Source organism: Limnohabitans lacus, from assembly GCF_030053395.1.
GTDB classification, from domain to species: domain Bacteria; phylum Pseudomonadota; class Gammaproteobacteria; order Burkholderiales; family Burkholderiaceae_C; genus Limnohabitans_A; species Limnohabitans_A lacus.
Map to the genome: position 1 here is coordinate 57,186 of NZ_JASGBH010000009.1, position 12,785 is coordinate 69,970.

12 protein-coding genes, 2 pseudogenes and 1 riboswitch are annotated in these 12,785 nt (G+C 61.1%); of the genes and pseudogenes, 11 read left to right on the forward strand and 3 right to left on the reverse strand.

Going from position 1 to position 12,785, the window contains the following annotated elements:
- Positions 1-4: 4 nt before the first annotated feature.
- Positions 5-2,227: a heavy metal translocating P-type ATPase gene (locus QLQ16_RS12390; protein WP_283224974.1), complete on the reverse strand. Its 2,223-nt coding sequence runs from the start codon at positions 2,225-2,227 to the stop codon at positions 5-7.
- Between the two features lie 153 nt (positions 2,228-2,380).
- Here QLQ16_RS12390 and QLQ16_RS12395 point away from each other — a divergent pair, with 153 nt between their 5' ends.
- From QLQ16_RS12395 to bioB, 6 genes are all read left to right on the forward strand, one after another.
- Positions 2,381-2,578: a heavy-metal-associated domain-containing protein gene (locus tag QLQ16_RS12395; RefSeq protein ID WP_283224975.1), complete on the forward strand. Its 198-nt coding sequence runs from the start codon at positions 2,381-2,383 to the stop codon at positions 2,576-2,578.
- The gene (cueR, locus tag QLQ16_RS12400; protein WP_283224976.1) at positions 2,562-3,065 is read left to right on the forward strand and encodes a Cu(I)-responsive transcriptional regulator; all 504 of its coding nucleotides are present in this window, start codon (positions 2,562-2,564) and stop codon (positions 3,063-3,065) included. Before QLQ16_RS12395 ends, cueR begins: the two co-directional genes overlap by 17 nt.
- Before the next feature lie 306 nt (positions 3,066-3,371).
- A riboswitch (cobalamin riboswitch) is annotated at positions 3,372-3,594 on the forward strand.
- A 67-nt stretch (positions 3,595-3,661) separates the two neighbouring features.
- On the forward strand, positions 3,662-4,981 hold the full coding sequence (gene bioA / locus QLQ16_RS12405; RefSeq protein ID WP_283224977.1) for an adenosylmethionine--8-amino-7-oxononanoate transaminase: 1,320 nt from the start codon (positions 3,662-3,664) through the stop codon (positions 4,979-4,981).
- Positions 4,971-6,194: an aminotransferase class I/II-fold pyridoxal phosphate-dependent enzyme gene (locus tag QLQ16_RS12410; protein ID WP_283224978.1), complete on the forward strand. Its 1,224-nt coding sequence runs from the start codon at positions 4,971-4,973 to the stop codon at positions 6,192-6,194. The genes bioA and QLQ16_RS12410 overlap by 11 nt, the downstream gene beginning before the upstream one ends.
- Positions 6,191-6,883 carry a dethiobiotin synthase gene (gene bioD, locus QLQ16_RS12415; protein WP_283224979.1) on the forward strand — a complete coding sequence of 231 codons (693 nt, stop codon included), beginning with the start codon at positions 6,191-6,193 and terminating at the stop codon, positions 6,881-6,883. Before QLQ16_RS12410 ends, bioD begins: the two co-directional genes overlap by 4 nt.
- Positions 6,880-7,902, forward strand: a complete 1,023-nt coding sequence (gene bioB / locus QLQ16_RS12420; protein WP_283224980.1) for a biotin synthase BioB — start codon at positions 6,880-6,882, stop codon at positions 7,900-7,902. The genes bioD and bioB overlap by 4 nt, the downstream gene beginning before the upstream one ends.
- 322 nt (positions 7,903-8,224) lie before the next feature.
- Here the strand turns inward: bioB and QLQ16_RS12425 are convergent.
- Positions 8,225-8,377: pseudogene (locus QLQ16_RS12425) on the reverse strand (IS5/IS1182 family transposase); the annotation flags it as partial.
- Between QLQ16_RS12425 and QLQ16_RS12430 the strand changes: the two are divergent.
- From QLQ16_RS12430 to QLQ16_RS12445, 4 genes are all read left to right on the forward strand, one after another.
- Positions 8,372-10,642 (forward strand): phage/plasmid primase, P4 family, encoded by a 2,271-nt coding sequence (locus QLQ16_RS12430; RefSeq protein WP_431310416.1) that lies wholly within the window; start codon positions 8,372-8,374, stop codon positions 10,640-10,642. The pseudogene QLQ16_RS12425 and the gene QLQ16_RS12430 sit on opposite strands and share 6 nt — an antisense overlap.
- 172 nt (positions 10,643-10,814) lie before the next feature.
- A complete protein-coding gene (locus tag QLQ16_RS12435) occupies positions 10,815-11,288 on the forward strand; it encodes a crossover junction endodeoxyribonuclease RuvC (protein ID WP_283224982.1) in 474 nt (157 codons plus the stop codon).
- A gap of 1 nt (position 11,289) precedes the next feature.
- Positions 11,290-11,505 (forward strand): hypothetical protein, encoded by a 216-nt coding sequence (locus tag QLQ16_RS12440; protein ID WP_283224983.1) that lies wholly within the window; start codon positions 11,290-11,292, stop codon positions 11,503-11,505.
- Complete coding sequence (locus QLQ16_RS12445; protein WP_283224984.1) at positions 11,498-11,872, forward strand: DUF6362 family protein; 375 nt, start codon at positions 11,498-11,500, stop codon at positions 11,870-11,872. Before QLQ16_RS12440 ends, QLQ16_RS12445 begins: the two co-directional genes overlap by 8 nt.
- 181 nt (positions 11,873-12,053) lie before the next feature.
- Here the strand turns inward: QLQ16_RS12445 and QLQ16_RS12450 are convergent, their stop codons facing one another.
- On the reverse strand, positions 12,054-12,404 hold the full coding sequence (locus tag QLQ16_RS12450; protein WP_283225093.1) for a hypothetical protein: 351 nt from the start codon (positions 12,402-12,404) through the stop codon (positions 12,054-12,056).
- Between QLQ16_RS12450 and QLQ16_RS15820 the strand changes: the two are divergent.
- A pseudogene (locus QLQ16_RS15820) lies at positions 12,309-12,506 on the forward strand (ParB N-terminal domain-containing protein); the annotation flags it as partial. The gene QLQ16_RS12450 and the pseudogene QLQ16_RS15820 overlap by 96 nt on opposite strands.
- Between the last annotated feature and the right edge of the window lie 279 nt (positions 12,507-12,785).

Here is a 12,785-nt window from a genome sequence, read left to right on the forward strand (position 1 = left end):
CCTTTCAGGGCCGCCAGCGCCGCAGCAGTAGGGCATTGCTCATCACGCTGACCGAACTCATGGCCATGGCCGCCCCTGCGATCACCGGATTGAGGTAACCCAGCGCTGCCAGCGGGATGCCGGCCACGTTGTAAATGAAGGCCCAGAACAGGTTCTGCCGGATCTTGGCCACGGTACGGCGCGACACCTCGAGCGCCGCAGCCACCAGGCGCGGGTCACCCCGCATCAGGGTGATGCCGGCTGCATGCATGGCCACATCGGTACCATTACCCATGGCCAGGCCGACGTCGGCTGCTGCCAACGCCGGCGCGTCGTTGACACCGTCGCCAACCATGGCTACCACGCGGCCGCCCTGCTTGAGAGCCGCCACCTGCGCCGCCTTGTCGCCCGGCAGCACCTCGGCCAGCACCTCACCCTCTTCCGGACGCAGACCCAGGCGTCGCGCCATGGCCTCGGCCGCGCCACGGTTGTCGCCCGAGATCATCAGGGTGCGGATGCCGCGCGCTCGCAGCGCCGCCAGCGCCTCCTGCGCGCCAGGCTTGGGTTCATCGCCAAAGGCCAGTAAGGCACAGGGGGTCAGCCCGGCAGTGGTTCGCTGCACCAACAGCGACAGGGTGGCGCCCTGCTGTTGCAGCGCTGCCGCGCGCGGCGCCAGTGGGCCCAGCGCCACACCCAGTTCGTCCATCCAGCGCAGGCTGCCGATCAGGTAGCTGGCCACGCCCACCTCGCCCTCGCTGCCGCGCCCGGGCACGGCGCGCACATTGTCCGGCACCTGCACGGCCAGCCCACGCGCCTGCGCGGCCCGCTCCACGGCGCGTGCCAGCGGGTGTTCGCTGCCGCTTTGCAAGCTGGCCACGACCGCCATCAGTGCCGGCTCGTCTTGCCCGTCGGCCACATCAAAGGCCAGCAGGCGGGGTTGACCCACGGTCAGGGTACCGGTCTTGTCAAAGGCCACCACATTCACCCGGTGCGCCAATTCGAGGGCCTGCGCGTCCTTGATCAGGATGCCGTGTTTGGCCGCCACCCCCGTGCCGGCCATGATGGCGGCCGGTGTGGCCAGTCCCAGCGCGCAGGGGCAGGCGATCACCAGCACCGCCACCGCATGGATCACGGCGGCCTCGGTCGGGGCACCGGTCCACAACCAGCCCAGCAGCGTGAGCAGCGCGATCGCCAGCACCACTGGCACGAACACCGCCGAGACCTGGTCCACCAGGCGCTGGATCGGCGCCTTCGCCGCCTGCGCATCCTCCACCAGGCGAATGATGTGGGCCAGCACCGTCTCGCCACCCACCGCGTCCACCTGCATCACGATGCGGCCCTCGCCGTTGATGGAACCGCCGGTCAGCCTGGCACCGGCATCTTTGGCCACGGGCAGCGGCTCACCGGTGAGCATGGATTCGTCGACTTGGGTGTGGCCTTCGAGCAGACTGCCGTCCACCGGCAGGCGCTCACCCGGGCGCACCACCAGGCGGTCGCCCACCAACACTTCAGCCACGGGCACATCCACCTCGCCTTCGACGCTCATCAGGTGCGCGACATCGGGTCGCAGCGCGTGCAGCGCGCGGATGGCGGCCGTGGTCTGGCGCTTGGCGCGCCCCTCCAGCCACTTGCCCAGCAGCACCAGTGTGACCACCACCGCCGAGGCCTCGAAATACAGGTGCGGCATGCCGCCATGCTCGGCGTGGCCGGCGAACAGCCAGAGCCAGACCGACAGCGCCCAGCCCGCGCTCGTGCCAATCGCCACCAACAAGTCCATGTTGCCGGTCAAGGCCTTGAGGGCATGCCAGCCCGCCTTGTAGAAACGCGCGCCCAAAATGAATTGCACCGGCGTGGCCAGTACAAACTGCAACCAGGGGGGCAGCATCCAATGCACGCCGACCAGATCGGCCAGCATCGGCAGCACCAGCGGCAGCGACAGCGCCAGGCCCACCGCCACCGGTGCAAAACCGGCCCAGGGCGACTCGTCGGCTTCTTGCGCCAGCGCGTCGGCCGCGCGTGGCTCGTAGCCGGCATCGCGCACGGCGCGCCGCAATCGAGCTTCGACCTGATCTCCGGGCGCAAAACGGATGCGCGCCGATTCGGTGGCGAGGTTGACCGTGGCTTCGGTCACTCCAGGCACTTTTTTCAGCGCTTTCTCCACGCGAGTGACGCAGGAGGCGCAAGTCATGCCGCCAATGCCCAGGTCAAGCGTAGCGGCAGGGGAGGAAGAAGGATTTGTCGTGTTCATGTATTCATTCTCAACCTTACCATGATGGTAGAGTCAAGTCCCTTGTCGTATCTGAGGCTGAATAAAGAAATCTCACCCATGACTTGACCTTCCCACCATGGCAGGGTTCAGGATATGCTTTCCTTCAATCTCTTTTACCCAAGGAAGAACACCATGAACCAGACCTTTACCGTGACCGGCATGCGCTGCGACCATTGCGAAAGATCCGTGACGCGCGCCCTGCAGCAGATCGACCCGCAGGCCGAGGTCAAGATCGACCGTAGCCAAAACCGGGTTGAAGTTCAGACCCAGCAGCCGCGCGAGGTGGTGGTCAAGGCCATCGCCGATGAAGGCTATGCCGTCGCTGTCTGAGGCCTGCACCATGCGCAGCGCACATTGGCCCGTCAACATCGGCACGGCCGCCGAACTCTCCAAGGTTTCAGCCAAGATGGTGCGCCATTACGAATCGCTGGGCCTGCTGCCGCGCGTAGCTCGCACCGACTGCGGCTACCGACAGTACAACGAGGCCGATGTGCATACCCTGCGCTTCATCAAGCGCGCACGCGATCTGGGCTTTGCCATGGCAGAGATCGGCGAGTTGGTGGCGCTGTGGCAAAACCGCCGCCGTGCCAGCGCCAACGTCAAGCGCATCGCACAAAAGCATGTGGATGAGCTGTCACAGCGCATCGAAGCCATGCTGGCGATGCAGCGCAGCTTGCTGCAACTGCTGCACCACTGCCACGGCGACGACCGGCCCGACTGTCCCATTCTGGACGATCTGGCCCGGCCGCCAGAAGATCCCTCAAAAACCCTGCCTCCGTGTTCAGCGGATACCGGACATTGCAGCGTTCCACGGTGAATCGGGGCATCTTGCCTGTCACACCAGTTGCAGGAAATACTTCGTGAGGCAGTAGCACCGTTTAGGGAAACGATCAGACCGCAACGGTCTTGAAATCTATTCAGCGTCCTTTTGCAGACTGCCTATTGGCGCTACGAGTCGCTAACGACTGCTATCGAGAGCGTCCCTAGCTGACGGCTCATGGCCGAATTGAGCCGTTGGCCCTTGACCGTCGCTGACCGACCCAAAGCGGTCGGCCAATAAGCGCAGGCAATGTCGGCGCAGCCACCACATTTCAGAACCAGCATGCGAATGTAGGTGTATGAGCTAAACTAAAAAGGTTGGTGCTCGCGGTGTATTTCACACATCGCAGTTAAACGGGAAGCAGGGAAGCTAACCCTTTCAGGGAAAATTCAACCTGCGCTGTCCTCGCAACGGTAAGTGGACGAGACTCACCTCTCACTCCTGTCATTAGCCACTGAGCATATTGCTCGGGAAGGCGACAGCAGCTTCCACCAGCCCGGATACCGGCCAACAAGGTGGCGCATCGCAAGGTGACGCTGTTTTCCCATTCACTGTCGAGGATGCCAGTGAGGGAGCGTTCAGATTCATACCTGATGAAATTTCACTCTGCTCAGCAAGGTGAGCTTGCCATTCGGAGCCTTGAGGTGGTGTGGCACCCTTGCACGCAAATGGCTCGCGCACAGAAGACGCCGCCTCTGCCAATCGCACGAGGCGAAGGCCCTTGGTTGTTTGACACGCAAGGAAGACGCTACTTCGATGCCAACAGCTCCTGGTGGGTCAACCTGTTCGGCCATGCGCATCCTGACCTCAATGCAGCCATCAAAGCCCAGCTCGATACGCTGCCGCATGTCATGCTGGCCGGTTGCACGCACGAACCTGCCGTTCGGCTGGCCGAACGGCTAAGCGCCCGAACGGGTGGCGCGCTGGGTCATGTGTTCTTTGCCTCGGATGGTGCGAGTGCCGTTGAAATCGCGTTGAAGCAAAGTTTTCACAGCTGGCGCAATCAGGGGCAAACGCTCCGGCGCGAGTTTGTCTGTCTTAAAAATGGCTACCACGGTGAAACCATCGGTGCGCTCGCCGTGACCGACGTGGCCATCTTCCGTGACGCCTACGATCCACTGTTGATGCATGCACACATCGTTGAATCGCCGGATAGCCGACTCAACAACGAGGATGCCGCGTTTTCTGCCTTGCGCAGCTTGCTCGATGAGCGGGGCGAGCACATTGCTGCAGTGATCGTGGAGCCGCTAGTCCAGGGGGCGGCCGGCATGGTCATGCACTCCCCCGAATACTTGCGCAAAGTGCGCGCGCTCACCCGCCAGCACGGTGTTCACTTGATTGCCGATGAGATTGCGGTGGGCTGCGGGCGCACAGGAACCTTTTTTGCCTGGGAACAGGTTGACACAGCGCAGTGGCCTGATTTCGTCACCCTTTCCAAAGGGATCACCGGTGGAACATTGCCCTTGTCACTGGTGCTGACCACAGAGGCTGTCTACCGCGCATTCTGGAGTGATGACGTATCCCGTGGGTTCCTGCACTCTCACTCCTACACGGGCAACGCTCTGGCCTGTGCCGCAGCCAATGCGGTGCTGGATCGATTCGATGCTGGACAGATACAGGCCAATCGAGTCCAGGCCTCTGCCTTGAGCGAAGCATTTGCAGTTTTGTCAGAGCACCCTCGTGTCAAGAACTTCCGCCAGCGGGGAATGATTCTCGCTTTCGACGTCACAGATTCCGGCGACCGATTCAGCGAACGTTTTCACTTGGCTGCACGGCATCATGAGTTGTTGATCCGGCCGATAGGCAGCACGGTCTACCTGATGCCCCCCTATGTAATCAACCAGGCAGCAGCGGATTTTCTGGCCCATGCCGTGGGCGTCACCTTGAACGAGGTTCTGCACCATGCTGCATGAGCATCTGACCCAGAAACTCGACGCCATAGCCCAGCAGCACTTGACCCGGGTGTTGCGCACCGCAGAATCGCCAACGTCGCCTCATCAAATCGTCCGGAGTACAAACGGCGTCGGCCAGCAGAGGCTGATGTTCTGTTCAAACGACTATCTTGGGCTGGCATCCCACCCGCGCATTGCCGAGGCTTTGGCGGAAGGCGCGCAAATTTGGGCTGGTGGCTCGGGCGCCTCACACCTGATCAGCGGCCACACGCTGGCGCACGAGCGCCTCGAAGACAGGCTGTCCAGCTGGTTTGCGCCTCACATTCCACAGGCGCGTGTGTTGAGCTTCAGCACCGGCTATATGGCCAATCTGGCGGTTACCTCGGCTTTGGGGGATTCCGAAGCCGAATTTTTCTCGGACGAACTCAACCACGCATCCCTGATCGACGGCATGCGCCTAGCCAAGGCACCCGTTCAGCGCTATGGCCACGCTAATGTGGCCGAGCTGCGCAAGCTTCTGGCGTCCAGCACGGCGAAAATCAAACTCATCGTCAGCGACACCATTTTCAGCATGGACGGGGACATGGGCCCCTTGCCGGAGTTGCTGCAATTGGCACAGGAGCACGATGCGTGGCTGGTCCTCGACGATGCGCACGGCTTTGGTGTGCTGGGGGAGCGTGGACGTGGCGCACTGGAGCACTTTGATCTGTCCAGTGAGCGCATCATTCTGGTCGGCACCCTGGGCAAGGCGGCTGGCCTGTCGGGGGCTTTTGTGGCCGCCCACGAACGTGTAATCGCGTATTTGATGCAGGCGGCTCGCACCTACATCTTCACCACGGCCTCCTTGCCTGCGGTTTGCCATGCCTTGTTGGCCAGTCTAGACCTCTTGGAGGGGGAAGTTGGCCAGCAACGCCGCAGACACCTGTTGGCACTGCAGCGACAATTGCGCAAGGGCTTGGGCGATTTGCTGGATCGCAATGCCCATTTGGGGTGGCAACTGGCCCCTTCATCCACACCTGTGCAACCGCTGATCGTTGGCTCCAACGACGCCACTATGGTCCTGTCATCGGCTCTGGAGGCGGCTGGCTTGCGTGTACCCGGTATCCGTCCGCCGACGGTTCCCGTGGGGCAGGCGCGATTGCGCATCACCTTGTGTGCCACGCACACTGCAAGTGACATCGACCGCCTTTTGGATGCCGTAGAGGCTGCAGTGCAACGCATGGAGGGCGCATGACAGCATTTTTTGTCACCGGTACCGACACGGAAATCGGAAAGACCGCCATCACAGCGGGGCTGACCCATTTGGCGGGCAGCCTCGGGCTGCGCAGCGCTGCCGTCAAACCCTTGGCGGCGGGCCAGGACATGGTGAACAACCGATGGGTCAACGAGGACGTGCTGCGCCTGCAAGCCGCTGTCAACATTGAACTGACCGATGCCCAGGTGGGGCCATTGCAACTGCGCACACCTTGCGCGCCTCATATTGCGGCCAAACTTGAAGGCATCACCATTGAGCCAGCAGCGTTGCTTGCAGCCGTGCAGCGGACGCTTGGACTTTGCGACATTGGGTTTGTGGAAGGTGTGGGGGGGTTTCGCGTGCCACTGACCGCTGGCTGGGACACCGCCGACATGGCGACAGACCTCGATTTGCCTGTCATTCTCGTGGTGGGCATGCGCTTGGGGTGCATCAATCACGCGCTGCTCACCGCTGAAGCCATTGAATCTCGTGGATTGCGCATGGCTGGCTGGGTTGCCAATGCAGTTGATCCTTCGATGGCCTATGTTGAAGATAATCTGGCCGCTTTATCGGCCCGACTGAATGCTCCTTGCTGGGGTCAGGTGCCTCGCCTGCCAGACCCCAATCCCGCGGCTGTTGCCGCTCACTTGAGCCTGAGCGCTTTGCGCGTGGCACTGGAAAACGCATGAACCTCAATCAAATCAAGACACTGACACCGACTACTGACGCGGACCGCCGCAACACCAAACCGTGGACGGTGGATGAAGTGGCAGCACTGTTTGAGCTACCGTTCAATGACCTGATCTTCCGTGCGCAGCAGGTCCATCGGGACAATTTTGACCCCAATGCGATTCAGCTCTCCTCGCTGCTGTCCATCAAAACGGGCGGCTGTGAAGAGGACTGCAAATACTGCCCGCAATCAGCCCATTTCGATACGGGCCTCAAAGCCGAAAAACTGCTCCCGCTGGAAGAGGTCTTGGACGCGGCCCGTGCAGCCAAAGCCAGCGGTGCCACGCGCTTTTGCATGGGGGCGGCCTGGCGTTCACCCAAGGAGCGTCACATCGAGCAGATTGGAGAGATGATCAGCGAAGTCAAAGCGCTGGGGATGGAGACCTGCCTGACCGCAGGCATGCTGGATGATGTTCAGGCCGAACAACTCAAGGATGCCGGACTGGACTACTACAACCACAACCTGGACACCTCCCCCGAGTTCTACGGCCAGATCATCACGACCCGAACCTATCAGGATCGACTCGATACCCTTGGACGTGTTCGCCATGTTGGGCTTAAAGTCTGCACCGGCGGCATCGTCGGCATGGGCGAAACGCGCCGTCAACGAGCCGGTCTGATCGTCCAACTGGCCAATCTGGACCCTTATCCTGAATCTGTGCCGATCAATAATTTGGTGCAAGTGGAGGGCACGCCTCTGGCAGGAACCCAGAGACTGGACCCCTTTGAGTTTGTCCGCATGATCGCGATTGCCCGCATCTGCATGCCTCGGGCGATGGTTCGTTTGTCGGCAGGTCGAGAAGAAATGCCTGAAAGCCTGCAATCGCTGTGCTTCTTGGCGGGTGCCAACAGCATGTTCTATGGGGATCGACTGCTGACGACCAGCAATCCTCAGGCGGAGAAGGATCGCCTCCTATTGAGCCGTTTGGGTATGCACTGTGCCACTGAAACGGAGAGCAAGGTGAAGGTCGTTAACTAGCTACTCGCTCCATTTTCACGGTTGGTCTTCTGGGTACCTGCAACGCAGGTCTCACTCTCCAGCGAGACGCCCAATTTTCTATATCGTGCGGGAACTGAGAGTCTGCTTATGGCCGATTGCTGCCGATCCCGGACTTTGCTTCGACTTTGTGAATCAACGGAGCATCCAATCACCTAGGGATGGTCTGCATAACCCCTGCCACAGCGCGAGTTGATGCGTGAATGTTCACATGGCGAAATCAGCATTGCATTTGCCGCCGATTTCTCGTTCCTTTGGCGTTTTGGCGCCCGTTCTCGGGCCCTTGTCCATGCTGCAGACGCACTCATGCCTGCAGCCCTTGCAATATTCGCTTGCGCACCATCCACAGGTTCGACAGTGCGAACATCACCAGCAGTTGGCTGGTGTTCTTGGCCAGGCCCCGGTAACGCACCTTGCGATGGCCGAACTGGCACTTGATCACGCGAAACGGATGAGAGCTGCTCTGATCGACAACGCCGAGAGCGTGCTCATGCATCTGCTGCCCGCAGGGGTGATCCGTCGCAACTGCTTTTATGTGGGCAACGTCTATGGCGCGGCAGGCGACAGCCTGGAAGTGGTACTGAGTGGCCCCAAGGCCGGACTGTGGACCGACAGGGCGGAGGGCACCGGTGGTGATTTGTTCCATCTGATTGCCGGTAACCGCCACCTGGACATCAAGACCGAGTTCTCGCGGGTTATCGAGGTGGCGCAGGAGATATTGGGCATGCCCAGGCTGGACATCCCCAAGGCAAGGGCCAAGAAATCGGGCCCCGCCGTCGACGAGCTGGGAGTGCCCACGGCCAAGTGGGAGTACCAGGACGCCAGCGGCAAGCTGATCGCCGTGGTCTCGCGCTATGAACCGGAACCCGGCAAGAAGGAGTTTCGGCCTTGGGATGTCAAAAAGCGCCGCATGGCACCTCCCACCCCCAGGCCGCTGTACAACCAGCCGGGCATGCTCGCCGCCGAGACGGTCATCCTGGTCGAGGGGGAGAAGTGCGCCCAGGCGCTGATCGATGCAGGGTACTGCGCGACCACCGCCATGCAAGGGGCCAACGCGCCAGTGGACAAAACCGACTGGCGCCCCCTTGAGGGCAAGGCGGTGCTGATCTGGCCGGACAAGGACGCACCAGGCTGGAGCTACGCCGAGTCGGCCGCCAAGGCGGCCCTGGAGGCCGGGGCACGATCGTGCGACATCCTGATCCCGCCCGATTTCAAGCCCACAGGCTGGGACGCTGCAGACGCGCTGGCCGAGGGGGCAGGGCAGGGCGATGCACAAAGCGATGGCGCCGCTTTTGATGTGGATGGCTTCATCCTCACAGGGCACAGGCTGCCCATTGCCAAGGACCCGGATCCGTCGGAGATGGACACATCCTCGGTCGACCTGGTCGATGGCGTGAACTGGAGCACAGAGGACGGGCTGGCGATTGCATTCACCAACCGCTATGGCATCGACCTGCGCTACTGCGCCCAGCTGGGCAAGTGGTTCTGGTGGAACGGCAAACGCTGGATCGAGGACAAGATGCTCTATGTGCAGCATCTCTCGCGGGGCATCTGCCGCGCCGCCTCGCGCAAGGCCGACACGCCAAAGCTCAAGTCCAAGCTGGCCAGCGCCTCCTCCATCGGGTCGGTAGAGCGGATCATCCGCTCCGACCCCAAGCACGCTGCCAACATCGAAGAGTGGGACCCCGATCCCTGGCTACTGAATACGCCCGAGGGGGTCATTGAGCTCAAAACCGGCTTGCTGCGACCACACCAGCGCATCGACCGGATGACCAAGATCACGACCGCCAGTCCCCGTGGCGAGTGTCCGCAGTGGCTGGCGTTTCTGAGTCAGGTCACGGGAGGCGATGCAGAGTTGCTGGCCTATCTGCAACGCATGGCGGGGTACTGCCTCACGGGCCTTACCACCGAACACGCACTGCTGTTTCTCTATGGCACCGGTGGTAACGGTAAGTCGGTGTTCGTCAACACCCTGTTCACCATCATGGGGGACTATGCCGCCAATGCGCCCATGGAAACCTTCATGGAGTCGCGCAACGACCGCCACCCCACGGATCTTGCCGGGCTCATGGGCTCACGCCTGGTCACGGCCACGGAAACCGAGCAGGGCAGGCGCTGGAACGAATCAAAGATCAAGGAGATTACCGGTGGTGACCGGGTCTCTGCGCGCTTCATGCGCCAGGACTTTTTCACCTATGTACCCGCCTACAAGATCGTGATCTCGGGCAACCACAAGCCCGCCATTCGCAACATCGATGAGGCGATCAAGCGGCGCATGCACCTGATCCCTTTCACGCTGTCCATTCCGCCCGAAAAACGCGATCACCAGCTGCAGTCCAAACTCCTGAAGGAGCGCGACGGCATCCTGGCCTGGGCCGTGCAGGGCTGCCTCATGTGGCAGCGCGAGGGCCTGAAGCAGCCCACCTCGGTGACGTCTGCCACCAACGAGTACTTCGAGTCCGAGGACGTGATGGGTCGCTGGATCGAGGAGCGCTGCGTGCTGGTGAGCAACGCCAAGTCCCTGACGTTCGAACTTTTCAACGACTGGAAGCAGTGGGCCGAAACGAACGGGGAATACCAGGGCTCGCAGCGGCGGTTTTCTGACCTGCTGATCTCCAAAGGGGTGGAGCGATGGCGCAACTCAAGTGGTGTACGCGGCTTCCAAGGCATTGGTTTGAAGCAGGGCGCACCCGTTCGCTTCACGCCCCACGAGGTCGACTGAGACCAAAAGCAAACCGAAAACAAACTCAAAAGAATTCACTTTCAGACACACGACTGACGCATGACACAGCTCGACGCTGTTTTCCTATTATCGACGTCTCACGCGTACGCGTAATAGAGGGAATATAGAAAACAACGTCGATATGCGTCGGTGCGTCAGAGCAAGGACCACCATGACACTCAAGACGATTTTGGCCCTCGATCTGGGCACGACCACGGGATGGGCGCTTCGCGATCAGGCAGCAGCCATCACACACGGCTTTGCCAGCTTCAAGCCCCAGCGCTTTGAGGGCGGCGGCATGCGATTCTTGCGCTTCAAGCGCTGGCTCACAGAAATCAAGGGCACCACCGACAACGGCATCGACGCCGTGTACTTTGAAGAGGTGCGCCGTCACCTCGGCGTGGACGCCGCGCATGTCTACGGCGGCCTCATGGCCACGCTCACCGCCTGGTGCGAGCACCACCAGATCCCGTATGAGGGGGTGCCCGTGTGCACCATCAAGCGCCACATCAGCGGCAAGGGTAATGCTTCCAAGGACGAGGTGATCCGGGCCGTCGGTGAGCTCGGGTTTCACGTGAGCGATGACAACGAGGCCGATGCCATCGCGTTGCTGCACCTGGCCATGCAAAACCACGAGGAGGTGTGAGATGAAGATCCCGGCTCCTCGCTACCCGTCTCCGCTGGGCCGTGCCCAGCCCATCCCGATGGATATCGAACGCACCAAGAGGGACGGCTGGCAAAACAACCACCTGCTGGTCATCTCCTCGAGTGATGCGCGGCTTGATTTTCTGGAACAACAACTCATCGAGCGCATCGGCAACCGGCTCTATGGGTCAAAAAGCAAAGGGGGAAAAATTGGATGAACACACCATCGAGAGCATCGGCGAGCGCTTTCGGCAGGCCGCCCGCACGGCCTACCGGCTGCCCGCTGTCCGGGTGCAGGGCTACGTCAGCTACTGGCCCGAGATCAAGGCCACAGGCACGGAGCGCAGCGCCTTCGAAGAACGCCGCTACATCAAATTCCCGCCAACACCCCAGGAGGTGGACGAGATGCTGGAGGTCATGCGCTGGATCCAGTGCCTGGAGGTGGAGCAGCGAAAACTGGTGTGGATGCGCGCCCGGCGCTACGGCTGGCGTGACATTGGCCAGCGCTTTGGCTGCTGCTCACGCACCGCGCAGCGCCACTGGCAGTACGCCATGCTGCAGGTGATCCACCAGATCACCTCGTGAGGCAGGGATGCTGGAGTATTGCCCGGGACCATGATTGGCAATTTTGGGCAATATTTCCAGTGGGTTCAGGCGCCTGCGGTCAGAGTGACGGTGATTGCGTAAATTGGCCGAAAAAAGGGTGTCGCATTTCGGCGGGAAAAAAGATAAATTCTCGATACCTTGGGAATCAAAGCATCTTGATTCAGCAAAGCACCACAAGGTCCTGCTTCACAAATTCCTCGAGCTTGTCCAAATGGATGAATCCGGTGAGGTCAGCGGAAACGGTCACAGCCAGGTACCCATGCTCAGCGGGGCCTGAAACCTCGTAGGTCCCCACGTTCAAGGGGACAAATCCTTCGTCTTTGAAATCCTTGCCCAACCTGCGGGCGAGGACGCCTTTCTTTACTTCAATCTTCATCTGACCTGCTTTCGATTGCAGGTCATTGTAGGAACTCGCATGAGCCAAGCCCAGATTCGCCCTGAAATTCGAATCACGCCTGTGGATAACCTGATTCCCTACGCCCGCAATGCCCGCACTCACAGCGATGAGCAAGTGGCGCAGATCGCGGCCTCCATTGCGGAGTTTGGCTTCACCAACCCCATCCTCACCGACGGTGCCTGCACATGCGATCCACGCAGGATCGCTGTGGCTCGCATCAAATCCGCAATTTCCTGCGCGGTGTAGAGATATGGCGTTGCGCGACGCCCTCGTGCCGGCAGAAGTTCTCTGGGCGGCACCTCGGTCATTGGATCGAGTGTTTGCATGTGCCGAGCAAACAGACGAACATCGGCCAGACGTCTGGAGGTCCAAATCACGTCTGCACCGCAAGGGAGATCCGCCCAGGCTAGCGCCGTTTCGGTCCGAACATGGGTCTCACCGCGATCTTCGGCGAAGGTGACGAACTGGCCGAGAAGCCGCTCTGCCTTGTCCATC

Coding starts and splice junctions, on each gene's coding strand:
- QLQ16_RS12390 (WP_283224974.1), bottom strand. CDS start 2,227: ATGAACACGACAAATCCTTCTTCCTCCCCTGCCGCTACGCTTGACCTG.
- QLQ16_RS12395 (WP_283224975.1), top strand. CDS start 2,381: ATGAACCAGACCTTTACCGTGACCGGCATGCGCTGCGACCATTGCGAA.
- cueR (WP_283224976.1), top strand. CDS start 2,562: ATGCCGTCGCTGTCTGAGGCCTGCACCATGCGCAGCGCACATTGGCCC.
- bioA (WP_283224977.1), top strand. CDS start 3,662: ATGAAATTTCACTCTGCTCAGCAAGGTGAGCTTGCCATTCGGAGCCTT.
- QLQ16_RS12410 (WP_283224978.1), top strand. CDS start 4,971: ATGCTGCATGAGCATCTGACCCAGAAACTCGACGCCATAGCCCAGCAG.
- bioD (WP_283224979.1), top strand. CDS start 6,191: ATGACAGCATTTTTTGTCACCGGTACCGACACGGAAATCGGAAAGACC.
- bioB (WP_283224980.1), top strand. CDS start 6,880: ATGAACCTCAATCAAATCAAGACACTGACACCGACTACTGACGCGGAC.
- QLQ16_RS12430 (WP_431310416.1), top strand. CDS start 8,372: ATGAGAGCTGCTCTGATCGACAACGCCGAGAGCGTGCTCATGCATCTG.
- QLQ16_RS12435 (WP_283224982.1), top strand. CDS start 10,815: ATGACACTCAAGACGATTTTGGCCCTCGATCTGGGCACGACCACGGGA.
- QLQ16_RS12440 (WP_283224983.1), top strand. CDS start 11,290: ATGAAGATCCCGGCTCCTCGCTACCCGTCTCCGCTGGGCCGTGCCCAG.